At 42.3% G+C, this 26,761-nt stretch carries 25 protein-coding genes; 22 read left to right on the plus strand and 3 right to left on the minus strand.

All coding sequences use genetic code 11. The features are described 5' to 3' along the window. Positions 1–101: 101 nt before the first annotated feature. Positions 102–1,022 (minus strand): polyisoprenyl-teichoic acid--peptidoglycan teichoic acid transferase TagU, encoded by a 921-nt coding sequence (gene tagU, locus ACY3LV_RS12620; RefSeq protein ID WP_087991574.1) that lies wholly within the window; start codon positions 1,020–1,022, stop codon positions 102–104. A gap of 212 nt (positions 1,023–1,234) precedes the next feature. Here tagU and ACY3LV_RS12625 point away from each other — a divergent pair, with 212 nt between their 5' ends. The 13 genes from ACY3LV_RS12625 (at position 1,235) to ACY3LV_RS12685 (ending at position 17,953) form a co-directional block, all read left to right on the plus strand. Continuing rightward, on the plus strand, positions 1,235–1,558 hold the full coding sequence (locus tag ACY3LV_RS12625) for a hypothetical protein (RefSeq protein WP_333560997.1): 324 nt from the start codon (positions 1,235–1,237) through the stop codon (positions 1,556–1,558). A gap of 28 nt (positions 1,559–1,586) precedes the next feature. After that, positions 1,587–3,740, plus strand: a complete 2,154-nt coding sequence (locus ACY3LV_RS12630; protein WP_333560996.1) for a SpoIID/LytB domain-containing protein — start codon at positions 1,587–1,589, stop codon at positions 3,738–3,740. A 91-nt stretch (positions 3,741–3,831) separates the two neighbouring features. Beyond that, positions 3,832–5,319 carry an N-acetylmuramoyl-L-alanine amidase gene (locus ACY3LV_RS12635; RefSeq protein ID WP_333560995.1) on the plus strand — a complete coding sequence of 496 codons (1,488 nt, stop codon included), beginning with the start codon at positions 3,832–3,834 and terminating at the stop codon, positions 5,317–5,319. Between the two features lie 225 nt (positions 5,320–5,544). Next, positions 5,545–7,452, plus strand: coding sequence for a glycosyltransferase (locus ACY3LV_RS12640; protein WP_333560994.1), 1,908 nt, complete (start codon positions 5,545–5,547; stop codon positions 7,450–7,452). 233 nt (positions 7,453–7,685) lie between these two features. Further along, positions 7,686–8,345: an exopolysaccharide biosynthesis polyprenyl glycosylphosphotransferase gene (locus tag ACY3LV_RS12645; RefSeq protein ID WP_333560993.1), complete on the plus strand. Its 660-nt coding sequence runs from the start codon at positions 7,686–7,688 to the stop codon at positions 8,343–8,345. 55 nt (positions 8,346–8,400) lie between these two features. Further along, complete coding sequence (gene tuaB / locus ACY3LV_RS12650) at positions 8,401–9,852, plus strand: teichuronic acid biosynthesis protein TuaB (RefSeq protein ID WP_148962616.1); 1,452 nt, start codon at positions 8,401–8,403, stop codon at positions 9,850–9,852. Continuing rightward, a complete protein-coding gene (gene tuaC / locus ACY3LV_RS12655) occupies positions 9,849–11,018 on the plus strand; it encodes a teichuronic acid biosynthesis protein TuaC (RefSeq protein WP_464863904.1) in 1,170 nt (389 codons plus the stop codon). The genes tuaB and tuaC overlap by 4 nt, the downstream gene beginning before the upstream one ends. 61 nt (positions 11,019–11,079) lie before the next feature. After that, on the plus strand, positions 11,080–12,465 hold the full coding sequence (gene tuaD / locus ACY3LV_RS12660; RefSeq protein WP_464863973.1) for a UDP-glucose 6-dehydrogenase TuaD: 1,386 nt from the start codon (positions 11,080–11,082) through the stop codon (positions 12,463–12,465). An 86-nt stretch (positions 12,466–12,551) separates the two neighbouring features. Then, positions 12,552–14,018 (plus strand): teichuronic acid biosynthesis protein TuaE, encoded by a 1,467-nt coding sequence (gene tuaE / locus ACY3LV_RS12665; protein ID WP_464863905.1) that lies wholly within the window; start codon positions 12,552–12,554, stop codon positions 14,016–14,018. A 28-nt stretch (positions 14,019–14,046) separates the two neighbouring features. Next, on the plus strand, positions 14,047–14,727 hold the full coding sequence (tuaF, locus tag ACY3LV_RS12670; RefSeq protein ID WP_333560989.1) for a teichuronic acid biosynthesis protein TuaF: 681 nt from the start codon (positions 14,047–14,049) through the stop codon (positions 14,725–14,727). Between the two features lie 24 nt (positions 14,728–14,751). After that, positions 14,752–15,510, plus strand: coding sequence for a teichuronic acid biosynthesis protein TuaG (tuaG, locus tag ACY3LV_RS12675; protein WP_333560988.1), 759 nt, complete (start codon positions 14,752–14,754; stop codon positions 15,508–15,510). Between the two features lie 28 nt (positions 15,511–15,538). Then, positions 15,539–16,732 (plus strand): teichuronic acid biosynthesis protein TuaH, encoded by a 1,194-nt coding sequence (gene tuaH, locus ACY3LV_RS12680; RefSeq protein ID WP_464863974.1) that lies wholly within the window; start codon positions 15,539–15,541, stop codon positions 16,730–16,732. A gap of 144 nt (positions 16,733–16,876) precedes the next feature. Beyond that, positions 16,877–17,953: an MraY family glycosyltransferase gene (locus tag ACY3LV_RS12685; RefSeq protein ID WP_087991564.1), complete on the plus strand. Its 1,077-nt coding sequence runs from the start codon at positions 16,877–16,879 to the stop codon at positions 17,951–17,953. A gap of 73 nt (positions 17,954–18,026) precedes the next feature. On the opposite strand, the gene ACY3LV_RS12690 is transcribed toward ACY3LV_RS12685, so the two are convergent. Further along, positions 18,027–19,139 carry an LCP family protein gene (locus ACY3LV_RS12690; protein WP_148962622.1) on the minus strand — a complete coding sequence of 371 codons (1,113 nt, stop codon included), beginning with the start codon at positions 19,137–19,139 and terminating at the stop codon, positions 18,027–18,029. A 2-nt stretch (positions 19,140–19,141) separates the two neighbouring features. Next, a complete protein-coding gene (locus ACY3LV_RS12695) occupies positions 19,142–19,792 on the minus strand; it encodes a YigZ family protein (protein WP_148962623.1) in 651 nt (216 codons plus the stop codon). Positions 19,793–20,008: 216 nt separating this feature from the next. Here ACY3LV_RS12695 and degS point away from each other — a divergent pair, with 216 nt between their 5' ends. From degS to flgN, 9 genes are all read left to right on the plus strand, one after another. After that, positions 20,009–21,166: a two-component sensor histidine kinase DegS gene (gene degS / locus ACY3LV_RS12700; RefSeq protein WP_148962624.1), complete on the plus strand. Its 1,158-nt coding sequence runs from the start codon at positions 20,009–20,011 to the stop codon at positions 21,164–21,166. Positions 21,167–21,248: 82 nt separating this feature from the next. Further along, entirely contained in the window at positions 21,249–21,938 is a 690-nt protein-coding gene (degU, locus tag ACY3LV_RS12705) for a two-component system response regulator DegU (RefSeq protein WP_003219701.1), read from the plus strand. 97 nt (positions 21,939–22,035) lie between these two features. Further along, a complete protein-coding gene (locus ACY3LV_RS12710) occupies positions 22,036–22,881 on the plus strand; it encodes a DegV family protein (protein WP_148962625.1) in 846 nt (281 codons plus the stop codon). A gap of 107 nt (positions 22,882–22,988) precedes the next feature. Continuing rightward, entirely contained in the window at positions 22,989–24,380 is a 1,392-nt protein-coding gene (comFA, locus tag ACY3LV_RS12715) for an ATP-dependent helicase ComFA (protein ID WP_464863975.1), read from the plus strand. Positions 24,381–24,439: 59 nt separating this feature from the next. Further along, positions 24,440–24,736, plus strand: a complete 297-nt coding sequence (gene comFB / locus ACY3LV_RS12720) for a late competence protein ComFB (protein WP_087991559.1) — start codon at positions 24,440–24,442, stop codon at positions 24,734–24,736. Continuing rightward, positions 24,700–25,422, plus strand: a complete 723-nt coding sequence (locus ACY3LV_RS12725) for a phosphoribosyltransferase family protein (protein WP_464863906.1) — start codon at positions 24,700–24,702, stop codon at positions 25,420–25,422. Before comFB ends, ACY3LV_RS12725 begins: the two co-directional genes overlap by 37 nt. Positions 25,423–25,492: 70 nt before the next feature. Further along, the gene (locus ACY3LV_RS12730; RefSeq protein WP_148962628.1) at positions 25,493–25,912 is read left to right on the plus strand and encodes a TIGR03826 family flagellar region protein; all 420 of its coding nucleotides are present in this window, start codon (positions 25,493–25,495) and stop codon (positions 25,910–25,912) included. A gap of 79 nt (positions 25,913–25,991) precedes the next feature. Beyond that, a complete protein-coding gene (gene flgM / locus ACY3LV_RS12735) occupies positions 25,992–26,258 on the plus strand; it encodes a flagellar biosynthesis anti-sigma factor FlgM (RefSeq protein WP_087991557.1) in 267 nt (88 codons plus the stop codon). Between the two features lie 14 nt (positions 26,259–26,272). After that, positions 26,273–26,755, plus strand: a complete 483-nt coding sequence (gene flgN, locus ACY3LV_RS12740; RefSeq protein ID WP_010328773.1) for a flagellar protein FlgN — start codon at positions 26,273–26,275, stop codon at positions 26,753–26,755. Positions 26,756–26,761 lie beyond the last annotated feature (6 nt).

Genomic DNA, 26,761 nt, shown 5'->3' on the forward strand with positions numbered 1-26,761 from the left:
CAATCACCGATAAACTATCGGCAATTGGCTGTTTGAAAGGTGTTTTGATCCCTGTCTCAAAAACGGGGGTCAGTCCCCACTGTGCGAAGCTTCTTTTTGTTTTAGCTATCCAGGTTTTCCTTCAGCTCTTTTGTGATATTGGAAAGGGCAGTTTCATCAGCTTGGTAGTAGTAGATTCCGTTGATTTTTGTGCCTTGACCTTTCAGTTCGTGCTGCTCAATTTTTTTACGCGCGCCCTTGTAGTCGGACTGGATATCCCACATGTCATCAAAGGTCAAGTTTGTCTTCACATTATCTTCAACCACTTTGAACATATCTCCAAATTTCGTAATGGAAGAAATATTCGCGCCTTTATTAATGATTCCTTGGATGACTTGGCGCTGGCGGTCCTGACGGCCAAAATCGCCTCTTGGATCTTCTTTTCTCATCCGGCTATAGGCGAGCGCCTCTTTGCCGTTCAGCGTGATTTCACCTTTTCCGAATGAATAACCGTCATAGCTGAACGCGAATGTGCTGTTAACTGTTATGCCGCCAAGTGTGTCAACAACGTCTCTAAAGCTTTCCATGTTCACTTTTATGAAATAATCAACCGGAACATCGAGGAAGTTTTCAACCGTATCAACTGTCATCTGCGTACCGCCGTATGCGTATGAATGGTTGATTTTATCCATTGTGCCTTTTCCGATAATTTTTGTATATGTGTCTCGCGGAATGCTGACCATGTCAGTTGTATTCGTTTTTGGGTTAACGGTCATATAAATGAGCGTATCGGCACGGCCTACATCTCCGTCTCGTTCATCCACACCCATAATTAAGACGGAAAACGGATCTTTTTTATTGATGTTGACCTCTTTATCCCTTTTTTTAGATTTATCAATACTCTCATGAATACTTGCCACAGTTGAAGCAGCTTTATGCCATAAGTAGTAGGCATAGCCGCCTGTACCGAGCACTAAAACGGCCACAATGGCTAAAATGACAAGTAATGCCTTTCTCTTTTTCTTTCTTTTTTCAGCTCTCATAATAAAGTCCTCGCTTTTTTGTAATCTAGTACGATTATAAGTTTCTTAATATTTGAAAACAACTAAAATTTGTCTGATTCTTTACAATAGACGGCTGCTTGTAACAAATGTTTCGGTGTTTTAAGAAAATCCGCAAAAACTTTTCGTTGTTTTGATAGAAATCTTAAAATAAGCTTAAAATTGTCGATAAAAACAGGAGAGGTGATATAGGAATGAAAAAACTTGCTATTCTAATGTTCTCAATGCTGCTACTTTTATCTGCATGCGGCACAGCTGAGAACTCATCAGGTTCAGAAACAAATACAGACAGCCAGGATGCGGCTGCTGAAGAGACTGTAACGAAGGACGGCACGTTTGCCGGTTTGGCGGACAGCCATACGATTGCAGTCGATATTGATGGTGACGAGACTATGATTCAGGTTGGTTCAGACCTTCAGGACAAAATGAACAGCATTTCAGAAGGACAAAAAGTTGTTGTTGAATACACAAAAGATTCAAATGGCGTCTTAACGCTAAAGAATCTTGAGACGAAGTAATAAAAACTTCTTAGGGGGGTTCTATGTTTTGAAAAAAATGAAGCTCTTGCTTCTTACGTCAGTCACTGCGGCGGCTCTTGCATGCCCGGCGTTTATGCAGTCTGCGAAAGCCGCTGATAAAACCATTTCGGTGAAGCTGAGCAATTATGTAGGCAACAAATCAAGCTTGAATGTCGATATTACAGGCGGCTATGAAATTCCGGGCTCAAGAATTGCGGATACAGAGCGATACGGAGGGGCAACCCGTTTTGATGTTGCCAATCATGTAGCTTCAGCCGGCTGGACAAATCCAACGACTGTGGTCATTGTGAATCGAGACGCTTTTGCAGATGCGCTCTCAGCAACACCGCTTGCCAAAAAATACGACGCACCGATTTTATTAACAGACGCAGGTTCGCTAACACCAAAAACAGAAAGTGAAATAGCAAAACTAAATCCTGACAATATTCTCATCATTGGCGGAACGATCAGTGTTTCTAAAAATGTAGAAAATACATTGAAAAAATATGGTTCTATCGATCGAATTGGCGGAGCAACCCGTTACGAGGTTTCCAAAAACATAGCCGATCGAATGGGGAATTACAGCCAGGCAGTAGTGGCTACAGGCATGGTCTTTACAGATGCCCTGTCAATCGCGCCATATGCTGCAATGAACGGTTATCCGATTTTACTTGCGGGAGACAATAACATCCGCAGCGATTACAGAATTCCGAGCAACGTTACAATTGTCGGAGGCCCGTTGAGTGTCAGCACTGGTGTAGAAGCCACTTTAAAAAAGCAGGCAGCTGTAAAACGGATTGGCGGTGTTTCCCGGTATGAGGTATCTGCCAACATCGTCAAACAATTAAATATGAAAGCGACAAAGGTCTTCATGTCAAACGGCAAAACCTTTGCGGATGCTTTGACAGGATCTGTACTTGCAGCGAAGCAGGGAAGTCCTTTACTGTTGGTTGAATCCGGCAGTCTCCCGTCACCAGTCGCCGATGTGGTGGCGTCAAAAGGAACTCAGTCATTTGCACTGCTTGGAGGAAGCATCTCCGTGAGTGATACGCTAAAGAACAAACTTGCAGATACTTTTTCAGGATCTGGCTATTCAGTTAAGTTATCCGGCGGAAACCTGGTGCTTTATAAAAACAGCACTGCTATTAAGACGCTTGGAACTTCTTTCACAGCAAATCCTAAAAAATATGCAACGACAAATTCTATCAGTCTGAATGGAAAGCCGTATCTTGGAAATATGAAATTCACGATTGAGTCAGGCAAATATGTTCGTCCGATTAATGTGAATATCCCTTTCGAAGATTATTTAAAGGGTGTTGTACCTCATGAGATGCCGGCTAGCTGGCAAAAAGAAGCACTTAAAGCTCAAGCTGTCGCTGCCCGTACCTATTCCATCAGATCGGCCGGAAAAGAAGTACAAGACACCACCGCCTTTCAGGTATATGGCGGATATGACTGGAATTCGAGAACGTCAGAGGTTGTAGAAGCCACAAAAGGAAAAGTATTGAAATACAACGGCAATTTGATTTCGGCTACATATTCCTCAAGTAACGGCGGCTACACGGAAGCGAGCGGTGAGGTATGGAGCAGCCAGCTTCCTTATTTAATCGCAAAAAAAGACTCCTATGACCCGCAGAGAAGCTGGTCTCTGTCATTAAATAAAACCCAGCTCGATAAAAGCAGCTTGAATCTCAAAAGTCCGGGATCTTGGTGGAGCACTAAAAATGAAATCAACTCCGCATATTTGAACGGTTTGAAAAGCTGGTTTATCAAAAATAAATACAGCACTGCCGAGTCTATCAAAATCACGAAAATATCCAGTGTGAAATTCAGCACGGCAAAAACTGCCGGTCAGCGGCCGGAAACAGCAAGTGTGACATTCTCATATTTCGTGAAGGAAAAATCAAATGGCTACATTCTTTCAAATGGCAGCCTGAGTGAAAAAACAGCAACAATTTCTGTACCTGCGACACAGCTGAGAACGATGCTTGGCGCTTCAAATATGAAGAGTACATACGCTTCTGTCTCAAGTAATACAAACGCCTTTATCATTAGCGGTAAGGGATATGGGCACGGCATAGGCATGAGCCAATATGGAGCGAATGCCAGAGCGGCTGCCGGGCAGTCATATACAACAATTTTAAGTTTTTACTATCCGGGAACGACTCTATCAAGCTATTAAAAGATTGGTAGAAGTTCAGGGAGGCGCAGTTCTGTCTCCTTCGTTCGTTATTTGATTTATGAATCATTATCAATCTTTGGAGGGACTATCTTTGCGGATCTTTCTTAAAAGCTTACCAATTCTGATATTGGGAGTCGTGTTGTTTGTACCAAATGCTTTTGCAGCCAACTCTGTCACAAGGCTGGATGGAGCAAGCAGATATGAGGTTGCTGTGAATGTTTCAAAACAAGGCTGGAGCAGTGCGAGCACAGTTATTGTGGCGAACGGAACAGCATATGCCGATGTTTTAACCGCTGCTCCTCTGGCTTATAAATACAATGCTCCAATTCTATTGACGGAATCATCTAAGCTGACAACACCGACCAAAGACAGAATCAGCCAGCTCAAACCGAGCAAGGTCATCGTCATTGGCGGAACGATCAGTGTTTCCAACAACGTTGTAAGTGACATTAAAAAATTGGGTGTTTCCACTGTGGAACGGATCGGCGGAAGAAGCCGCTACGAAGTTGCCCAAAATATTTCAAAAAAATTGTCTTCAAATTCAAGAGCGGTCATCGCAAATGGAACGGCATATGCTGACAGTCTGGCGATCGGTTCTTATGCCGCTCGCAACGGTATTCCGATTCTGTTAACAACGGCAAGCTCAGTTCCCACACCGACAAAAAATGCGATGAGCGGAAAAAGAACAACATCGACGATCGTGGTCGGAGGAGAAATCAGTGTTTCTAAAAGTGTTTACAGCCAGCTTCCTTCACCAACAAGAATCGGCGGAAACAGCCGTTTTGAAGTGGCTGCGAACATAGCGAAGAAGTACTATTCTTCATCAAAGGCTGCATTTGTCAGCAATGGCTATAAATATGCCGATGCCTTATCGGGTTCTGTGCTGGCGGCAAAGCAAAATCGCCCAATGCTGTTTACAGATGCCGGTTCACTGCCGACTGCCACAAGAACAGTCATCGGATCAAATAGCAAGAACACATTCACTGTACTTGGAGGAACCATTTCAGTTACAGGCAATGTCACGAACCAGCTGAAAAATGTCATTGTAGGCAAAAAGATATTTGTGGACGCCGGACACGGGGGATACGACAGCGGAGCGGTCGGTAATGGTTTAAAGGAGAAAGACGTGAACCTTGCCGTAGCAAAGCTTGTAAACAGCAAACTGTCTAAGGGCGGGGCTGTTCCGGTTATGGCTAGATCTACAGATTTCTTCTTAGAGCTTTCTGAGCGGGTTGCAAAAGCCAAAAGCAATCGTGCAAATCTGTTTGTAAGTATTCATGCCAACTCAGCAACCTCTTCTGCAACCGGTACCGAAACATACTATTATACAAAGTATGAGTCAGCAAACAGCAAACGTCTCGCGACAGAAATCCAAAACAGGCTCTACAAAGCGCTCAATACTCAAAACCGCGGCGTGAAAATCGGTAATTTCCATGTGATCAGAGAATCAACAATGCCGAGCAGTTTAGTTGAACTGGCATTTATTTCAAATGTAAACGATGCAAGTAAGTTGAAAAGTGCTTTGTACCAAGAAAAAGCAGCTCAAGCGATTTATGAAGGAATTATCGGCTATTATTAGGAAGAAACGTTAACAGCTTTATACATTCATACGGCTTGCCGGCAGAACCCATCAGGAGTTGCCGGCAATTTTTTTATACGATAAAATGATAAAAATTTTAAAGTATACATGCTATGTAAAAGTTTAACAAAATTTAAGCTAAGCCCTATTTTTATTGACAGATGTTTTTTGGTATAATGATCAGGCAAAAAATATAACCGAACCATTACGGTAGTGAGGTAATCGATGAAGATAAGCATTGTTATCCCTGTATATAATTCAGAAGATCTTATTTCCGAATGTCTTGACAGCTTAGTTAATCAAACGATGCCAACAGACGATTATGAGATTATTTGTGTCGATGATAAATCTGCGGATTCATCTTTAGACATTTTGAAGCAATATAAAAAGAAGTATGAGAATATTGTTGTTATTGAAAGAACGGAAAATTCAGGCGGTCCGGGTGCACCCCGCAATGATGGGATAAAAATCGCCAAGGGTGAATACATTCTTTTTGTGGATTCCGATGATTATCTGGGAAATGAAGCATTGTTGAGGTGGTATAATTTCTCAAAAGAAAATCAATCAGATATTACTTTAGGAAAATTAAAAGGGGTAAACGGCAGAGGCGTTCCAAAATCAATGTTTAACGAAACAAACGCTGATGTGGATCTTGTAGACTCCAGAATTATTTTTAGTCTGGGACCTACAAAATTATATAGGAATTCACTTTTGAAAGAGAATCAGTTAACGTTTCCTACTCATATAAAGGCGGCAGAGGATCAGGTCTTCACGATGAAGGCATATTTGAAAGCAAAGAAAATATCTGTTTTAGCTGACTATGATTATTACTATGCGGTCAAACGAGACGGAGATCATATGAGCGGCGCTTATGTCTCTCCAGATAATTTTTATGAAGCAATGGAAGATATTATTCATGCAGTCAGAGCGAGTGACCTTGAAGAAGACAGAAAAATGAAGCTGATGGCGGTATTTTTAAATAGGCATTTTGATTTTTCACGGACCAGAAATGTCACGATTAAATTGAAAAAAGACGAAGAAAGAGCAGAATGGTTTCACTATCTGGCGTCATTTATACGAACAGTGCCTGAAGTGGTGGATCAATTAGTGCTTTCGCATATCAAATTAAGGCTGCTGTTTATTCGGAATAATGACTTGCAAGGGTTAACCCAGTACGAACGAGAGGAACAGGATATTAAAAAGTACTGTACTGTGCATAACGGGAATTTAATTGCGCGTTATCCGAGCTTAGAGGGTTATTCCATTTCTGAAGAACTGTTAAAGGTAAATGATAAAAACAAGCTTGAACATTATCTGGAAAATATTGAATTCAGCGATCGCAGCCTCAGCATTGAGGGAACGATGAGACACACATTGGTAGATGAAGAAACAAATAATAACCAATCACTAACAGGAGTGTTTGTTCATCGCAGTACAAAAGCAGAAAAATATTTTTCTCCAGTTTCATTTGAAAACTCAACGTTTACATTTGAGTGTAAGTTTGATGAATTAGCCTCTGCTGAAGAAGACTTAGGCGTTTGGGATTTCTTTATTGAATCATCTATAGACGGCTACAAACTAAGGGGAAGAATCGGAAACAAACGGGCGCCGTACAAATATTCAACCAAAACAATGTATTTAGGGCATAATTCTTTATTTGTCTACAGCGCCAGACCATACTTCACCATGAACTATGATAATCTTTCGATTGATATCAAGAAACATGCTTATACAGAAGCTGAACTTTCTTACGAAACAGAATCCAAAGATTTATCATTCCTTTTGAAAGATAAGCAAATCTGGTTGCCAAATCATTCAAAAATCATTGTCAATACCGGTCAGGCTGAAATTTCCTTGCCGGTAAAACGTATTGATTTAGAGCCTAATTGTACGAAATTGACGGTTAACGTGCAGAGTATGCTTGAGCAGCTAGCTCATGTCCAGAAAGAACATCGATTAATTGATTTTGCGATAAACACTTCTCAAAATAAAATCAGTGCAAAAGTGGATAACCAAGAAATTATCCTCGACTCAAAGAACGTGGAACGAAAATCAATGTTAGTCTTTCGTAAAACAGTTGAGGTTCAATATAAGCTGTTAACCTCTAAATCAAAATTTTATTTTCAATATTAAATGCTTCACAGAGAAAAGAGACAAATCTGAAAAATGGTTTGTCTCTTTTTTATACAATATGCTTAATTTTTAAAAAAAGTGTCTAAAACAATAAAAAGTTTACAGTTAAATGTCAGAAAAAATAACAAATTCACACTTCTTAACATACCATTTACATCCAATTAACATCCGTCTGCTAAACTGACTGGCATAGGTCATCATAACATCCCAAACAAATCGTGAGGTGTGTGTCAGTGAGTGCAGAGAAAAGCATGAATGTGAGTCGTGAATTCTCAGTTCAGCAAATACATTCTTTTACATTGTCTGAAAAGGCGGCTCGTTATTTAGCAGTAAAGCGCGTAATGGATATTTGGTTTGCGCTCATTGGATTGACGATTGCGCTGCCAATGATTGCGGTATTTTCAATACTGATTTGTTTGGAGACGCCGGGGCCTGCCATTTATACGCAGGAACGCGTAGGGAAAGGCGGGAAACGATTTAAGCTTTATAAGCTTCGTTCCATGAAAATAGATGCCGAGAAGTCTGGGGCTGTTTGGGCGCAGAAGCAAGATCCGCGGGTGACAAGGATCGGAGCTTTTATCAGAAGAACGAGAATTGACGAGCTTCCTCAGCTATTTAATGTGCTGAAAGGCGATATGAGTATGATAGGCCCTCGTCCGGAACGTCCAGTGTTTACAGAAAAATTCCAGAATGAGATTCCAGACTTTACACAGCGTTTGGCTGTTAAACCGGGATTGAGCGGCTGGGCTCAGGTGAACGGCGGTTATGATATGACGCCGAAGGAAAAACTGATATTTGATTTATATTACATTCGAAATCTGACTTTCACTTTAGAATTAAAAATTATGTTAAAAACTTGTAAAGTAGTGTGGACAGGTGATGGTGCAAGATAAAACTGAACATCTGCATTTGCCATCAGTCTGAGCTTAAAACGAAGTAGGGAATATGATGCCAAGTATTACAAAACAGATCATAAGCGGCGCAAAGTGGACAAGTATTTCGACGATGTGCATTACAGTCATACAAATTGTTCAGTTTGCCCTGCTAGGAAATATGATGACCTTAACGGAATTTGGACTCGTCGGCATGATCACAACGGTTACAGTGTTCGCCCAGATTGTGCTTGATATGGGATTTGGCGCGGCGTTAATTCAGAGGGATGACGCAACGGAGCGCCAGCTGTCAACCTTGTATTGGCTTAACATTATGACCGGCGTTTTGCTGTTTGTTCTTTTATATGTGAGCAGTCCCGCCATTGCGGGATTTTATCAAAGAGAAGAGCTGGTGTTTCTGATTCGGATTTTAGCGATTATGTTTTTGATTGCGCCAATCGGACAGCAGTACCAGTATATGCTGCAAAAGCAGCTGCATTTTAATACGTTAAGCAAAATTGAGATTTTTTCAAACGCATTGTCCTTCGGATATTTAGCGATTGCGGTTTTTATGATGGACGCGATTTTAGCGTACGTCATTTCTCAAGTGCTGCTGCAGTCCAGTAAAGGGATTTTGTATTGGGCCGTATACCGAAAAAAATGGCACCCCGCTTTTGTTTTTGACTTAAGGGGAATGAAGGCGTTCTTTTCCTTTGGAGCTTTTCAGCTTTCATCCCGTCTTGTGAACAGGCTGGGAGCGAATATCGATATGATTTTGATCGGACGGTTTATCGGTGCTGAAGCGTTGGGGATTTATAACCTTGCTTACCAGATTGTCACCATTCCGGTATTGAAAATCAATCCGATTGTGACACGGGTGGCATTCCCTGTTTTCGCAAAAAACAAATATGAAAACAGCGTGATCAGAGAAGGCTTTCTGAATATGACAAAGATGCTGGCGATTGTTTCGTTTCCGCTGTTAATCGGGCTCGTGTCTGTGTCAGACGCCTTTATCGCAGCGGTTTTCGGAGAAAAATGGCTCGCTGCTGTACCGGTTCTCAATGTTCTGGCCATTGTCGGGATACTAAGAGTGCTCATGAATCCAAATGGATCTGTGCTGCTTGCTAAAGGAAGAGCGGACTTAGCATTTTATTGGGATTCCGGTGTGCTGCTGCTGTACGGATTGTCACTGTTTGCAGCCGTTCAGACGGGAAGTCTGCTGACTGTCGCATGGGTATATGCCATCATCAGTGTTTTCAATTTCCTGATCGGCCGCTGGCTGCTGGCATATGTCATCAAGCTTAATCTTTCGGCCTACTTCCAGTCGATTATAAAGCCGTTTCTGATCACAGTCGTGATGGCTATCATCGCGTTTGGTGTAAGCCTAGGTACGGAACACTTCAGTCTGCAGGCAGAAATGCGGCTGGCCATTTCAGTGGCGGCCGGGGCGCTGTGCTATCTTTTTCTTTTGGTAAAAGCGTACCCTCAAATGAAAAGTAAACTACTAAGAAAAGGACGTTTGTCATGAAGATTTTGTGGATCACAAGCGTATATCCGAGCAGTCTGAAACCCGGTGAGGGTGTGTTTCATGAGACACAGGTCCAAGAGCTGCAAAAACTTGGGCTTGATATCACCGTGATATGCCCGCGGCCTTTTCATTCCGCGCCTGTCCGCATGTTGAAAAAGACATATCGAAAAAAGGATGCCAGACCGGAGTATGAGATTAGGAAGGGGATACCGGTTTACCGGCCTTTCTATCGAGCGGTTCCCGGCCAGCTGAAGTGGGCGCAGCCTCATCGGAGGATCGCAACAGCCGTTTTAAAAATGATGAAACAGTGCGACTTACATCCGGATCTGATTCATGCGCACTTTGCCATGCCATCGGGCGGGGCTGCGGCAGTCGTGTCGGAGTCAAAGCGAATTCCATATGTCCTGACCTTGCACGGCAGTGATGTGAATGTCTATCCGCATTACAGCAAAGGGGCGTTTAAAGCCTTCAATCGTGCGATAGGTTCCGCGTCAGCTGTTTTAGCAGTCAGCCACAAGCTTCAGGAAGAAACCAAAAAGCTTTCCGGCTTGGACAGCTCGGTTCTGCCGATCGGCATACAGCTCAGCCGCTTTCAGGAGAATGACCAGACAAAAGAAGAAACCAGAAAAAAACTCGGGCTCCCGCTCGATCAGCGTCTGGCCGTCTATGTGGGCCGGCTCGTCAGGGAGAAAGGCATTTTTGAACTGTCTGACGCCATCGAGTCATTGAAGCAACCTCCTAAGGCAGTCTTTGTCGGGGACGGTCCTGCAAAGTCCATGTTGATGCAAAAAGGGCATATCGTCACAGGCCAAGTGCCGAATCATAAGGTGAGAGACTATTTGCTTGCGGCAGACATGTTCGTGCTTCCTTCTTACAGTGAGGGGATGCCGACTGTCGTGATTGAGGCGCTCGCGCTAAGGGTTCCTGTCATCTGTACGGATGTTGGCGGAGTGGCATCGTTATTCGGTAAGCATCGGCATCTGCTGATTAAACCGAGGTCTGCTCAAGCCTTGGCGGAAGCGATTGCTCTGTATGAACATGAGCAAATGTGGAAACCGGAAATAGCCGATGATTTGTATGAAATCGTGCAGGCACAATTTGACGCCGGAAAAAATGCCAAGGCCTTGTATCATCAGTATCAGACGGTCGTGAAAACGTCCGTTTAATCGTAAGAAACTGCGACCAATATAAAGAGGACAATCATTTTACAGGAGAGGGATGATCGCTGTGAAAAGAATAGCTGTCATTGGAACAGGTTATGTAGGACTCGTATCAGGCACTTGCTTTGCGGAGATCGGCAATAAAGTTGCTTGCTGTGATATCGATGAATCAAAAATTAGAAGTCTGAAAAATGGGGTAATCCCAATCTATGAGCCAGGGCTTGCAGACTTAGTTGAAAAAAATGTGCTGGATCAGCGTCTGTCCTTTACTAACGATATCCCGTCCGCCATTCGGGCATCTGACATTATTTATATTGCAGTCGGAACCCCGATGTCCAAAACAGGTGAAGCTGATCTAACGTACGTCAAAGCGGCGGCGAAAACGATCGGTGAGCACCTGAACGGCTATAAAGTTATCGTAAATAAAAGCACAGTCCCGGTTGGAACAGGAAAACTGGTTCAATCTATCGTTCAAAAAGCTTCAAAAGGAAGATACTCCTTTGATGTTGTATCTAACCCTGAATTCCTTCGGGAGGGCTCAGCGATTCATGACACGATGAATATGGAGCGTGCCGTGATTGGCTCAACAAGCCATAAAGCCGCTGCCATCATTGAGGATCTGCACAAGCCTTTCTACACTCCTGTCATTAAAACAAACTTAGAAAGTGCAGAAATGATTAAATACGCCGCAAATGCGTTTCTGGCGACAAAGATTTCCTTTATCAACGATATCGCAAACATTTGTGAGCGAGTCGGCGCAGATGTTTCGAAAGTTGCTGATGGCGTAGGGCTTGACAGCCGTATCGGCAAGAAGTTCCTAAAAGCAGGTATTGGATTTGGCGGCTCGTGTTTTCCAAAGGATACAACCGCACTGCTTCAAATCGCAAAATCGGCCGGCTATCCATTCAAGCTCATTGAAGCTGTCATTGAAACGAACGAAAAGCAGCGCGTTCATATTGTAGATAAACTCTTAACTGTTATGGGAAGCATCAAAGGAAGAACCATTTCCGTCCTCGGATTGGCCTTCAAGCCGAATACAAACGATGTGAGATCCGCTCCTGCTCTAGATATTATCCCGATGCTGCAGCAGCTGGGCGCACATGTAAAAGCATACGATCCGATTGCGATTCCTGAAGCTTCAGCAATCCTTGGCGAACAGGTCGAGTATTACACAGATGTGTATGATGCGATTGAGGACACAGATGCATGCCTGGTTTTAACGGATTGGCCGGAAGTAAAAGAAATGGAGCTTGTAAAAGTGAAAACTATCTTAAAACAGCCAATCATCATCGATGGGAGAAATTTATTCTCACTTGAGGAGATGCAGGCAGCCGGATACATTTACCACTCTATCGGCCGTCCCGCTGTTCGGGGAAAGGAACCTTCTGACAGGTATTTTCCGGGCTTGCCGCTCGTGGAATTGGCTAAAGACTTTGGGAGTGTCAATTTATAAAAAGAAAAAGTGTTACTTGGGTTGAAACTGTCGGCTGCTTAGGCTCGGCCGCCGGCTCCTGAAACATCAGGAAAGGGGTTAAACATGTGAGTATCAAACGTTCAGCGGTCCATACGCTTGCATTATTGGCCGCTGTTATATTTGGGATCATCCTATTGCTGGGAGCCAATCGCACACATACAGGTTTCATGCAGATGGCTGCCGTGCTCGCGGTATTGGTAATCGGGCTGTTTGCGCTAGCGCTTGCAACCGCATTTACAACAAAAGAACGGCTTTTTATGGCTGTTATCTATATATTGATCGCCTGCACTTTTTTAAATAATGCATTTTTCGCGATTCATCTTGGTTTTTTCAGTTTGTTCCTTTACAGGCTTCTGCTCCTTGCAGCGGGATGTCTCCATGTGATCGGTATGATTCGGAATCGAACACATATTGAAAGATGGAACGGACTGCAAGTGAAAGGGATCTTGCTCTTTTTCGCCTTTTGGTTTATATACGGCCTTGTTTCCCTGCTGTGGGCCAAGTCGGTGACAGCCGGTATCAAATATTTGGCTTTGTTGGCTATGGGTATCTTCTTCATTTACATCATTGTCATGTACGTGCAAAAAATGGAGCAGCTGATGATGGTTTATTCGATTTGGCTTGTCATGACAGTGTTTCTGATGATCATCGGTTTTTACAATCACATGACCCATCACCATCTCCCGAGTTCAACACTGTACAGCGGACCGGAATATAAGCAGCATTATCCGACATCTGTCTTTTTTAATCAAAATGACTTTGCGACCTTTTTATCGATCAGTTTCTTTTTTTACATCACGATGATGAAAAACATAAAGAATGGATACCTCAAGGCGATTGGCCTTGTGCTCTCGCTCTGTGCGCTGTATTTAATTTTTGCTACCGGTTCAAGGGCCAGCCTTCTCGGCATTTTTGCAGGCATTGCTGTCTACATTTTCATTGTTTTGCCGCCTGTTCTCAAGAAAATGGCCATATGGGTGTCAGCGGCAGGGGTTGCCATTTTTGCAGTTCTATTCGCCAGCCGGATTTATTCAAAGTTTTGGGAGCTGTTTATGGCTCCGCAGACGCTGCATTCATTTCATGACAGGCTTCCATCCAATGTGGGCCGGGCCAATCTGCTGAAAAACGCGTGGCATTTTTTCCTTGATTCATACGGATTCGGAGTCGGAGCAGGGAATGTATCCTATTATCTTGAGCACTATGCTTTATATGATACTGACGATGTGACAGAGGTGCACAACTGGCTTGTTGAAATCCTTGCTAACTTTGGCTTGTTCATTATGCTGGGATATCTCGCCGTTTATGCCTACCTTATATGGGTGCTTTATAAATTTTATGAAAGAAAATTAGAAAAGCAGTCAAAACTGATCACAGAAGGGCTTATTACTGCTCTGGTCAGTTTCTTGGCATCAAGTATCAGCCCAAGCTCTGTTTCAAATTTATTTTTTCATTGGGTGTTTCTGGCCCTCGTCATCGCCGCTGTGAATGTGTTAAGGCGATCCAGACAGATGCCTGAACCGGTGTACAGATAAACAGACTACAAAAAGCAGGGAGACTTATATGAACCATATATTGATAAAAATAGCCCGTCGCATGAAAAAAAATATCATTTGGATCATAGCGGTGCCAATTATATTAGGTGCGGCGGGGTATATCCTGCCGTCCCAGATCGCCGACCAAAAGCGCTATACAGCTGAAGACACTTTAGCTGTGGGGAGATATGATCATCCGGTTTATAACAACATAGAGGAGATTCCCCTTTTGCTCAAGAGCGACTCTTTTTTGAAGGAGGCCCTTCCTGATGAAAAGGCTGAAGATTTGGCTGAGATTAAGGAGAAGCTTACCATCAAAGCGGAATCCAAATCTTTACTGACCTTGGGCTATAGCGACGAGGATAAGGGTAAAACGGAATCTGTCTTAAACGCCATTTCCTCCACCTTTCTCAAAAACGATCAGAAACTGTACGCAGAAAGAGAAGCCGTCATCCGCCGCAGTATAGACGCGCTCGAAGGCGAGACGGTGAGTGAGGATTCCAAAGTGGATAAAGAAAGATTTTTGTATGAGCTGCAAAACACAAAGCTTAATCTGAAAGCAGCCAGTATCACTGATTCTGAAACCGTAAGTGAGGCGGCTGGCGGCGGAATGTCCCCGAAAAAGAAAGCGGTTCTTGGCGTTATGATCGGCCTCACAATTGCCTTTATGTTCGTTGTCATTCCTGAATTTTTTAGAGAGTCCTTTTAAAATCATACCGATGGAGATGTGATCATGACCAATTGGAAACCTCTTGTATCTGTCATTACACCTTCTTATAATGCGCGTGACTATATTGAAGACACGATTCATTCAGTGTTAGATCAGAGCCACTCCCATTGGGAATTGATTATCGTGGATGATTGCTCAACGGATGGGACACGCGGCATTTTGAAGCAGTATGAAGAAAGAGATGAAAGAATTCATGTGGTGTATCTGGAAGAGAACAGCGGAGCTGCGGTTGCCCGCAACAAAGCATTGGAGCGTGCTCAAGGACGATTTGTAGCATTTTTGGACAGTGATGACACATGGAAAAAAGACAAACTCGAAAAGCAGCTTGATTTTATGATGGAGCGCTCCTGTGCGTTTTCTTTCACAGGCTACAGCTTAATGGCGCAGGACGGAACCCCGCTCGATAAATATATTGATGCCCCGGAAAGCCTGACGTACGATGACGCCTTGAAAAATACGATTATCGGCTGCTTGACGGTAATGATTGACAGGGAACAAACGGGACAGATCCAAATGCCGAATATCAGAACGCGGCAGGACTTGGCCACATGGCTGTCTCTTTTAAAAAAAGGGTTTACCGCTTATGGGATGAATGAATGCCTGGCTGAATATCGGCTTGTAAATAACTCGATATCCAGCAACAAATGGAAGGCTGCGAAAAAAACGTGGTTTGTCTATAGAGAGATCGAACGGCTTCATTTCATCAAAGCAACATGGTGTTTTGTTCAATATGCAAAAAACGCGGTGAAAAAAAGATTATAACCGCAAAAAGAGAGAAAAGGTGATGAAGGTGGAAACAAAAGAAGCAATCATTCATGTCATCGTTGCCACTGCTGAATGGGGAAAAGACCAATTGAGATACAGGCGGCACCGGCTGGCGGAATTTTTAGCTGCTCAGGAGGAAACGAAGGAAGTCATTTGGGTTTGTCCGGCTCTGCGAACCCAAGGGAATGAATGTCAGCAAGTTCATTCAGGCATCAGGCAATTCGCTGTTAAAGACTTGCTCCAGAAAAAAATGTTTCGTTTCGGACGATATACAGATGTTTTTTACAGACATAAGCTATCACCATTACTTGATAAGCTGACTTCTGCTTCTGCAAACGGTGAACGCTGCTGTTTATGGTACACGTTTCCCGGTTTCCCGCTGCTGTCTTCGCTATATTCTTGGGATCAAGTGATTTATGATTGCAGTGACTTATGGGCGGCGCCGATCAGCGGACGTTCAAATCTGCTGTCTGAACTCCGGCGAAAAGTCATTAAATCGGCAGAGCTGAGAATTATACATCGTGCAGATTCCATAACCTGTTCATCGGATTATCTCCACCAAGAAGTAGACAAAAAACTGACTGCGGGAAGAGAAAAGGTGCATACTGTCGAAAACGGTGTGGAATATGAGCTGTTTTCTGCAAATAAATCGGCTCCCGATCGCAGCATATTGCAGGGAAGAGAAGGAATCGTATTAGGTTTTATCGGCGGAATTAAGCCTAAACTCGATTTTAAAATGATTGAAGAAGCAGCGCTCCAAAAGCCTGATTGGACATTTTTATGGGTTGGTCCTGATGCCACTAATGGCGATGTCTCGTTTCAAGAGCTGCTGAGGCTTCCCAATGTGATATGGACCGGTCCGGCGGAGCCAAAAGAAGTTCCTCAATATATGGAGCTTATCGATATCGGCATCATGCCATATAAAAACTCATCGTATAATCAAGCCGTTTTTCCGTTAAAACTATTTGAATTTTTAGCCGCTGGAAAGCCTGTCGTCGGCTGTAATCTTCCATCGACTTCAAAAATGCAGAAGCCGTATGTATACGAATATGTAGAAGGCGATCATCCGCTTGATTTTATCGCCGCATGCGAAAAAGTGCTTGGCCAACACGGGAACGAAACGTATAAAGAAATGCGCCGAAACATCGCCCGCGAAAAAGATTGGAATTGCTTATTTAAACAAATCATGAAATATACAGGGATTCAAAAACATGCGTAGTCCTATAAATTGGGATGCGCGTTTTTTGATTATACGTGTTTCTTTTTGATGAAGCTTGTTATAATAACTAGGGAGAAGGTATAATGGAAGGAACGGTTCTCTATATAAATAAAGACTTTATTTAATCCCAAAGGAGACTTCTTTATGCTTGACGAACGCATGATTCGCATTGTTGTTGCGTTTATTGTCTCGCTGCTGACAGTTTTAATCATAACCCCAATCGTAAAAAGGATTGCGATTAAAATAGGTGCAGTTGACCAGCCCAGCAATCGAAAAGTACATGACAAAATCATGCCCCGGATGGGCGGGCTGGCCATATTTATCGGAGTGGTTGCAGGCGTGCTTGCATCCGGTATTTACACAGAAACAAAAATGACGGCTATTACAGTCGGAGCATTCATCATTATTGTGTTAGGTATTCTTGACGATAAATATCAATTAAGTGCAAAAGTTAAGTTTTTGATTCAATTAGGTGTAGCCATTATGATTGTAAGCACCGGCTTAAAAATGGACTTTTTCTCAGTGCCTTTTTTAGCAGAACGATTTGAGTTAGGGTGGCTGGCTTATCCGCTGACAGTATTATGGATTGTCGGCATCACAAACGCGATTAACCTGATTGACGGATTGGATGGCCTTGCTGCCGGTCTCTCTGTTATCGGCCTGTCAACGATCGCCGTTATGGCGCTATCCGGCGGAAAAGTACTCATTCTGTCACTATCACTGGTGGTTATCGCCAGTACGCTTGGATTTTTGTTCCATAACTTTCATCCGGCCAAAATCTTTATGGGTGATACAGGATCACTTTTTTTAGGGTATTGTATTTCGATTCTTTCATTATTAGGCCTGTATAAAAGCGTAACATTGTTCAGTATCGTTATCCCGGTTATTATATTAGGTGTGCCGATTTTTGACACAACATTTGCTATCGTCAGAAGAATTTTAAACAAACAGCCGATTTCGGCACCCGATAAGTCCCATATCCATCACAGACTGATGGCCTTTGGCCTATCACACCGGATGTCGGTCATTGTGATTTATCTCATTGGATTCATTTTCAGCATCAGTGCAATCGTGCTTAAAAGTGCCACAATTTGGCTCTCTTTGTTTATTATCTTCGTTTTAATTATTTTTATGCAAATCATAGCAGAAGTGACAGGGCTCGTGAATGAAAAATTTAAGCCGTTTACGAAATTTTATAAACGGCTGGTGAAAAGAAATTAAAATCTCCGGCTGAAGACGCCGGAGTTTTTTTCTGCGCAAAAATGCCCGACCTCTAAAGGATCGGGCATTTTTTTTAATATGATGAATCAGTTGTTGAATTCGTTGTACTGTTTGAGTTTGTGCTGCTGTCATTCGAATACGTTGTATCATCAGTTGTTGTGCTTTCATCTGTGCCAGTGCTGCTTGTATCTGAAGAATAATCTAAGTGCTCTTGGAGCGTTTTTCGGACAGTCTCCAGATTTGTGGCATCTGGTTCAAAATAATACGTGTTGTTCGGCCCTAAATATAAATCAGATCCTGTAATGCTCAACGTGTCGATTTTCTTGCTGGTGAAGCCGCTGTAAATCTGCTGCAGCGCTAAACCTTCAGTAATGCGAATATTGGTTTCAACGTTTTCGCTTGCTTTTTCTGCGATTTTATCAATCTTAGCAATGTTGCTTGCACTTGACATTTGGTCAATCAGCGCATTTAAGATTTGTTTCTGTCTGTCATTACGGCCAAAGTCTCCGCGTTTATCCTGTTTTCTCATACGGGCATACGCCAAGGCTTCTTCGCCGTTTAAATGCATCTCGCCTTTTTTGAAGTAGATCCGTTTGCTTTCGTTTACATCACTTTTTTCATCAAAATCGAAAGGCACATCTACATCAATACCGCCAACTTCATTAATCACATCTTTAAAGCCGTCAAAATCGACTGTGACATATTTATCGATCGGGATTTGCAAGAAGTTTTCAACAGTTTCAACTGTCTCATCTTTTCCGCCTTTGCTGTAAGCGGCATTAATCTTTGTTTTGCTTCCGGTTGTGTTACTGGCTAATTGCACTCGTGTATCACGCGGAATACTCAGCATTTTCATGGTTTTATTTTTGGGATCCAGGGTAACGACAATAAGAGAGTCTGATCTCCCTTTTTGTCCTTTGGTCGCGTAATCCTCTATTCCCATAAATAAAATAGAAAACGGTTTTTTCTTCATATCTACAACTTCGCTGCGAAGATTTGATTTATTTCCGCGGGAAAGAGCATCATATGAATCATCCGCAGCGCTAATGGTTTTATAAAGTTTATATCCTCCAAGCCCTACGACTACCAATAATGCAAGGGCGAACAATAACATCATTCTTTTTAAAATTTTCCTGCGTTTGCTCTTTTTCTTTTTTCGCACACGCACTCTAACGCGTTCAGCCATTATTAAGTCTCCTTTATGTGATTGACGGCTTTTTCAAGATACGTCAACTCTCCCTCTTTAATATCACTCTTTCCATTTGTCAGTTCTGTCATCCACTCAGAAAATGTGTTTGTTTCTTTTTTTTCGACGTATGTTTCGAATTCAACATTTTCGGCATAATGGATTTCCTTTAACAGAAATTGTGATTCTCTTAGTTCATTTTCAATCTTGCCAAGCCACGTGTAATCCGCGGAAGTGTGCATGACGCGCATAAGCTTTCGTTCTACAACACCTATATGATTTAATCCTTCAGACACTGATTTTCCATAAGCGCGAATTAATCCGCCGGCCCCAAGTTTAATGCCTCCGAAATATCGTGTAACGACGGCGCAAGTATCCTTAAGGCCGCGTTTTTTTAATACCTCAAGCATCGGCACTCCCGCTGTACCGCTTGGTTCTCCATCATCATTGGCTTTTTGGATATGATCGTTCTCGCCAATGACGTAAGCCGAGCAATTATGAGTCGCATTCCAGTGCTGTTTCTTTATTTTCTGTATAAATTCCTGTGCCTCTTGTTCGGTAGAAACACGGCTTAAATGACAGATAAAACGCGATTTTTCTATAACAATCTCGTGTTCTCCTGTTTCTTTCACAGTAAAATAGCTGTGCAGCATGCTTGCTGACCCTCCTGCTAAGCATAAAAGACTGCCTATACAAATTCGTACAGTCTTTAGAATTTTTGTGCGTAATTTGGTATCATAAAGAATAGAAGGTATATAAAATTGTTTTTTTCTAGAATATACGCATTCTTTCATTATAATTCGACATAAATTGCAGATCAATTACATTTATAATAAAAATATATAACAACGCCGTGACGGAGGGAAATTATGAATAAAACAAAGATGGATTCCAAAGTTCTGGATTCTATTTTGATGAAGATGCTGAAAACCGTTGACGGGAGCAAGGATGAGGTTTTTCAAATCGGGGAGCAGTCACGCCAGCAGTATGAACAGCTGGTTGAAGAACTGAAACAAATTAAACAGCAGGTTTATGAAGTCATCGAGCTTGGCGATAAACTTGAAGTGCAAACCCGTCATGCGAGAAACCGTTTATCCGAGGTCAGCCGCAATTTTCATAGATTCAGTGAAGAAGAAATTCGCAATGCTTACGAAAAAGCCCACAAGCTGCAGGTAGAATTGACGATGATCCAGCAGCGTGAGAAGCAGCTGCGCGAACGCCGGGATGATTTAGAGCGCAGATTGTTAGGCCTTCAGGAAATCATTGAACGGTCTGAATCATTAGTAAGCCAAATTACAGTTGTTCTTAATTACCTGAATCAGGATTTGCGCGAAGTCGGAATGCTTCTTGCTGATGCTCAGGCAAAACAGGATTTTGGCTTAAGAATTATTGAGGCGCAGGAAGAAGAAAGAAAAAGGGTCTCCAGAGAAATTCATGACGGACCCGCTCAAATGCTGGCAAATGTGATGATGAGATCGGAATTAATCGAGCGGATTTTCCGTGACCGCGGCACTGAGGACGGTTTCCAAGAAATTAAAAATCTCCGTCAAAATGTGCGGAATGCCCTTTACGAAGTGAGAAGGATTATATATGATTTAAGACCGATGGCCCTTGATGACCTAGGCCTGATTCCAACTTTGAGAAAATATCTATATACAACAGAGGAATATAACGGTAATGTCAAAATACATTTTCAGTGTATCGGTGACACAGAGGATAGGCGGCTTGCGCCCCAGTTTGAAGTGGCGCTCTTCAGGCTCGCACAGGAAGCTGTGTCTAATGCGCTAAAGCATTCCGAGTCTGAAGAAATTACTGTCAAAGTTGAGGTCACAAAGGATTTTGTGATTTTAATGATAAAAGATAACGGCAAAGGGTTTGACCTGAAGGAAGCGAAAGAGAAGAAAAATAAATCATTCGGCTTGTTGGGCATGAAAGAAAGAGTAGATTTATTGGAAGGAACCATAACAATAGATTCGAAAATAGGTCTTGGGACATTTATTATGATCAAGGTTCCGTTATCTCTTTGACTATGATTTGTAAAATAGAGCCAAAAGGCATATTGACCGAATGCTAGAGTATATAGAACAATAATACAAGGAGGCGTGGCTTGTGACTAAAGTAAACATTGTTATTATCGACGACCATCAGTTATTTCGTGAAGGTGTTAAACGAATATTGGATTTTGAACCTACCTTTGAAGTGGTAGCCGAAGGGGACGACGGAGATGAAGCGGCTCGTATTGTCGAGCACTATCATCCTGATGTTGTGATCATGGATATCAATATGCCAAACGTAAATGGTGTGGAAGCTACAAAACAGCTTGTAGAGCTGTATCCTGAATCTAAAGTAATTATTCTATCAATTCACGATGATGAAAATTATGTAACACATGCCCTGAAAACCGGCGCGAGAGGTTATCTGCTGAAAGAGATGGATGCTGATACATTAATTGAAGCGGTTAAAGTAGTTGCCGAGGGAGGTTCTTACCTTCATCCGAAGGTTACTCACAATCTCGTTAACGAATTCCGCCGTCTTGCAACAAGCGGAGTTTCTGCACACCCTCAGCATGAGGTCTACCCTGAAATCCGCAGACCATTACATATCTTAACTAGACGGGAATGTGAAGTGCTGCAGATGCTTGCAGACGGAAAAAGCAACCGTGGTATCGGCGAATCATTGTTTATCAGTGAGAAAACCGTCAAAAACCATGTGAGCAATATTTTGCAAAAAATGAATGTAAACGACCGGACGCAAGCCGTTGTGGTCGCCATTAAAAATGGCTGGGTAGAAATGAGATAGTATAATACGAGACTTGCCTTTTATTAGGCAGGTCTTTTTTTAGGCTGCCGTTTCGCTTACAATAGAGTTATAAAGCAATAAGGCAGGTATCGAAGCTATGAATATTGCAGTCGTAACAGACAGCACAGCATATATCCCGAAAGAAATACGTGAACAACATCAAATACATATGATCCCACTCCAGGTTGTGTTTGGGGAGGAAACTTATCGTGAAGAAATCGAATTGGACTGGAAAAGCTTTTACGAGGAAGTAAAGAAACATACTGAGCTTCCGACGACTTCTCAGCCGCCAATCGGCGAACTGGCTGCTTTGTATGAAGAGCTTGGCAAGTCTTATGATGCGGTCATCAGTATCCATCTTTCCAGCGGGATCAGCGGAACATTCAGCAGTGCGGCAGCGGCAGACGCAATGGTTGACAATGTTATAGTGTATCCATTTGACTCAGAGATCAGCTGTTTGGCTCAAGGCTTTTATGCTCTTAAAGCTGCTGAATTGATCAAAAATGGAGCCTCATCACCGGAAGATATCATAAAAGAACTGGAAGAAATGAAAAAGACAGTTCGGGCGTATTTTATGGTAGATGATTTAGCGCATCTTCAGCGGGGCGGACGATTAAGCAGCGCCCAAGCCTTTATTGGGAGTCTTCTAAAGGTAAAGCCTATTCTTCACTTTGACAATGAGGTAATTGTGCCTTTTGAGAAGATTCGCACACGTAAAAAAGCAATTTCACGAATTTATGAGCTTTTAGACGAAGATGCGAGTAAAGGATTGCCTATGCGTGCTGCGGTTATTCACGCTAATCGAGAAGAAGAAGCAGCGAAAATCATTGAAGAGCTTTCTGCGAAATACCCTCATGTTGAATTTTATAATAGTTATTTTGGCGCGGTAATCGGCACTCATTTGGGTGAGGGCGCGCTGGGAATTTGCTGGTGTTTTCAATAACGTAAAATCTCCGTTTTAGCAGCGGAGATTTTTTTATATTCTTATTTTCACAGCTTGACAGAAAATTTCCATTCAGGCATACTGTCTCGAAAGGAGGCGGTGCTATGCTGGTTGTGCCAGATGAAAAGAACATTACTTTCTCAAAAGAATTACAGCAGACGCTCCAAGGCCGTCATTTGCTCAGAACTGAACTCCCCTTTTCCGATGAGAAGATTGAATGGCATATCAAGAACGGCTATATCGGCGCTCAATACTCTATATCCAAAAATAAACGGGAGTATAGGTGTAATAGGTGCGGCCAAAATGATCAGCGGTATTTTTCTTTTTATTACTCATCTGGAAAGAAGCAGCTGTATTGCCGTTCCTGTGTCATGATGGGCAGAGTGAGCGAGGATGTGCTTTTATATTCATGGAAAGAGGAAGATGAATCCCATTGGAAGCCTATCAAGCTGACTTGGAATGGCAAGCTCTCAAGCGGACAGCAAAAAGCTGCCAATGTCTTAATTGAAGCAATATCAAAAAAAGAAGAGCTTCTCATCTGGGCGGTTTGCGGCGCTGGCAAAACAGAGATGTTATTCCCCGGTATAGAATCAGCGTTAAATGAAGGATTGCGAGTATGTATTGCAACACCCCGAACCGATGTTGTATTAGAGCTTGCTCCGAGACTCAAGGCCGCCTTTCAGGGCGCTGACATTGCGGCACTTTACGGAGGCGGCGAGGACAAAGGGTGTTTATCTCCGCTTATGATTTCCACCACACATCAGCTTTTGCGATATAAAGACGCGTTTGATGTTATCATCGTTGATGAAGTTGATGCTTTTCCGTATTCCGCTGATCAAACTCTTCAATTCGCTGTTCAAAAAGCTAAAAAGAAAAACAGCACCCTTGTTTATTTAAGTGCAACACCCTCTAAAGAATTAAAAAGAAAAACACTGAACGGACAGCTGCATTCAGTTCGCATTCCAGCAAGACACCACCAGAAACCTTTGCCAGAACCGCGCTTTCTATGGTGCGGAAATTGGAAAAAGAAATTAAACCAAAACAAAATTCCGCCAGCGGTAAAAAGATGGATAGCGTTTCATGTGAAAGAAGGGAGGTCTGTGTTTTTATTTGTTCCCTCCGTTTCTGTTTTGGAAAAGGCAGCTGCCTGCTTTAAAGATGTTCATTGCCGAACAGCGTCTGTTCATGCGGAAGATAAGGACAGAAAAGAAAAAGTAAAGCAATTTAGAGACGGTCAGTTTGATCTTTTAATCACAACAACAATATTAGAAAGAGGTGTCACTGTCCCCAAGGTACAAACAGGGATATTAGGGGCCGAATCGCCTATCTTTACGGAAAGCGCACTTGTGCAAATCGCAGGAAGAACCGGCCGGCATAAAGAACACGCGAACGGCGACGTTATTTTCTTTCACTACGGAAAAACAAAGAGCATGCTGGATGCAAAAAAGCATATAAAAGAAATGAATGCTTTGGCGGCAAAAAATGAAAGAACAGACTAGTTATTATTTGAAAACATGGTACAGTATACTCATATAACCGATGATGAGGAGCTGTAAAAATGCTTGTCAATTCCAAAGAAATCGTAATGAAAGAACTGCTCGACCGATATATGGACCAGCTTCATATGACCTGTACTTGCCAAGTATGCAAAAACGATGTGTTGGCACTTTCTTTAAATAAAGTAAGACCATCCTATGTCACTGATCTTAAAAAGATCGCATATACGAAAGCTGAGCTGGTAGATAAACAAAAAAACACGGCTATGCTTGTGATTTTGGCTGAATCTGCTGCTGTGGTATCAGAAAGTCCAAACGATTTATGCCAAACGAAGCAGGAGGAGGAATTCATAAACTGATCTGTCTATTATGCGATTCGCAATTTTCTCAAGCTGTTACATGGAGAGCTCTTTTTTTATTAAAGCCTGACGAAAAGGTCTGTCATTCCTGCACAAGCAAATTAAAGAAAATCACAGGGCATATCTGCTCACTGTGCGGCAGGCCTCAATCCATTCGTGCGCTATGCAGGGATTGCGAGGCGTGGAAATCAAGGGTCAGTGACAGCTTGCTGCTGCGCCAAAACCGTTCAGTTTACACATATAATGATATGATGAAAGAAACACTCTCCCGTTTTAAATTTCGAGGAGATGCAGCAATCATAAATGCGTTTAAATGTGATTTCTCTTCAACTTTCTCAGAGGTTTACCCCGATAAGCATGTTGTTCTCGTTCCTATTCCGTTGAGCAAGGAACGGGAAAAAGAGCGTGGATTTAACCAGGCACAGCTCCTCGCAGAATGCTTAGACCAGCCTATCCGCCATGCCCTCATCCGCTTGAATAATGAGAAACAGTCTAAGAAAAAGAAAAAAGAACGCCTTCTTTCAGAACGTATTTTTGATACAAAAAATAACTCAGTTGAAGGTATGAATATCATTTTAATAGACGATCTTTATACAACAGGCGCTACCTTGCATTTTGCAGCCCGCTGTTTATTAGAGAAAGGAAAAGCCGGTTCAGTGGCATCTTTTACCTTGATCAGAAGCTAAATGATTCTGTTTTTATGCCGATATAATCACTAGAAATTAACAGATATATTATCGATAAGGAGAAAAAAAGATGGGAGAACTGGCGAATTGTCCAAAATGCAATGCTTTATTTTTAAAAACAAAGCTGCAAACCATATGTCAGGCGTGTATTAAAGAAGAAGAAAAGTCATTTGAGATTGTATATAAGTTTTTAAGGAAACAGGAAAACCGGCAATCAACTTTGAACCACATAACAGAGGAAACAGGTGTAGAAGAAGAGCTGATATTAAAATTCATCAGTCAGAAACGGATTCAAATCACTCATCTTCCTAATTTGGCATACCCATGTGAGAGGTGCGGGACATCGATTCGGGAAGGCAAATTCTGCAAGGCTTGTCAGTCAGATATAAAGGCTCAGATGGATCATTTGGACCATGAGGATACCCTGAAAACCGAGAGGGAAAATAGTAAAAAAGACACGTACTATGCCTATAATACCAAAAACAGCTGATTCCCTAAACTAACTGAAACCGCAGTCGATAAAAGGGTTAGATTGTTTAAAGACTGCAACGGAAAGCGAGAGGAATCCTATGAAAATCAATCAATTTGGAACACAATCCGTTAATCCATACCAAAAAAATTATGAAAAGCAAGCGGTGCAAAAAACTGCTGCACAGCCTAAAGATAAAATTGAAATTTCATCACAGGCTAAAGAAATGCAAAATGCATCTGATGCAGTCACTGGTTCCCGCCAGGAAAAAATTGCGCAGCTTAAAGCGCAAATTGAAAACGGGTCATACAAAGTGGACGCAAATCATATAGCGAAAAATATTGTTAATTTTTATAAAAAGCAATAAAAAGGAGAAAGCCCATGTCAGCAAAGCCAATTATTGACCAATTGAAGCGACTTTGCGTTCTGCATGAGCACCTGCTCACGCTGTCTCAGGAAAAGACGGAAGCGCTCAAGGCCGGCAAAACAAAAGAGCTTTCTAACATTTTGACAAAAGAGCAAAAATATATACAAGCAATCGGACAGACAGAAGATGACCGGATCAAAGCAACTTCCGCCTTTCTCGGATACAGTGAAAACAACACCATTTCCGCATGTATCGCCAAAACTTCAGGCAGTGAAAAGGAAGAGCTGGAACAACTATATGAGTCTCTTTCTAACGCTATCGGACGTCTGAAGGAAGTGAATGAGATGAATAGGCAGCTGACGAGAGACGCGCTGCAATTCATTTCAATTTCGTACGATATGCTGGTTCCTAAGGAAAATAACTTCAATTACAGCAAATCAATTAAAGCTGAGCTTCCGAAAAGCAGCCGAATGAAACTATTTGATTCAAAAGCTTAGCAGAAA

Source organism: Bacillus sp. 11C (assembly GCF_055486375.1).

What these genes read in the sequence shown, in the direction of transcription:
- tagU (WP_087991574.1), bottom strand. Translation starts at nt 1,022, where the DNA reads ATGAGAGCTGAAAAAAGAAAGAAAAAGAGAAAGGCATTACTTGTCATT.
- ACY3LV_RS12625 (WP_333560997.1), top strand. Translation starts at nt 1,235, where the DNA reads ATGAAAAAACTTGCTATTCTAATGTTCTCAATGCTGCTACTTTTATCT.
- ACY3LV_RS12640 (WP_333560994.1), top strand. Translation starts at nt 5,545, where the DNA reads ATGAAGATAAGCATTGTTATCCCTGTATATAATTCAGAAGATCTTATT.
- tuaB (WP_148962616.1), top strand. Translation starts at nt 8,401, where the DNA reads ATGCCAAGTATTACAAAACAGATCATAAGCGGCGCAAAGTGGACAAGT.
- tuaC (WP_464863904.1), top strand. Translation starts at nt 9,849, where the DNA reads ATGAAGATTTTGTGGATCACAAGCGTATATCCGAGCAGTCTGAAACCC.
- tuaF (WP_333560989.1), top strand. Translation starts at nt 14,047, where the DNA reads ATGAACCATATATTGATAAAAATAGCCCGTCGCATGAAAAAAAATATC.
- tuaG (WP_333560988.1), top strand. Translation starts at nt 14,752, where the DNA reads ATGACCAATTGGAAACCTCTTGTATCTGTCATTACACCTTCTTATAAT.
- ACY3LV_RS12685 (WP_087991564.1), top strand. Translation starts at nt 16,877, where the DNA reads ATGCTTGACGAACGCATGATTCGCATTGTTGTTGCGTTTATTGTCTCG.
- ACY3LV_RS12690 (WP_148962622.1), bottom strand. Translation starts at nt 19,139, where the DNA reads ATGGCTGAACGCGTTAGAGTGCGTGTGCGAAAAAAGAAAAAGAGCAAA.
- ACY3LV_RS12695 (WP_148962623.1), bottom strand. Translation starts at nt 19,792, where the DNA reads ATGCTGCACAGCTATTTTACTGTGAAAGAAACAGGAGAACACGAGATT.
- degS (WP_148962624.1), top strand. Translation starts at nt 20,009, where the DNA reads ATGAATAAAACAAAGATGGATTCCAAAGTTCTGGATTCTATTTTGATG.
- ACY3LV_RS12710 (WP_148962625.1), top strand. Translation starts at nt 22,036, where the DNA reads ATGAATATTGCAGTCGTAACAGACAGCACAGCATATATCCCGAAAGAA.
- comFB (WP_087991559.1), top strand. Translation starts at nt 24,440, where the DNA reads ATGCTTGTCAATTCCAAAGAAATCGTAATGAAAGAACTGCTCGACCGA.
- ACY3LV_RS12725 (WP_464863906.1), top strand. Translation starts at nt 24,700, where the DNA reads ATGCCAAACGAAGCAGGAGGAGGAATTCATAAACTGATCTGTCTATTA.
- ACY3LV_RS12730 (WP_148962628.1), top strand. Translation starts at nt 25,493, where the DNA reads ATGGGAGAACTGGCGAATTGTCCAAAATGCAATGCTTTATTTTTAAAA.
- flgM (WP_087991557.1), top strand. Translation starts at nt 25,992, where the DNA reads ATGAAAATCAATCAATTTGGAACACAATCCGTTAATCCATACCAAAAA.
- flgN (WP_010328773.1), top strand. Translation starts at nt 26,273, where the DNA reads ATGTCAGCAAAGCCAATTATTGACCAATTGAAGCGACTTTGCGTTCTG.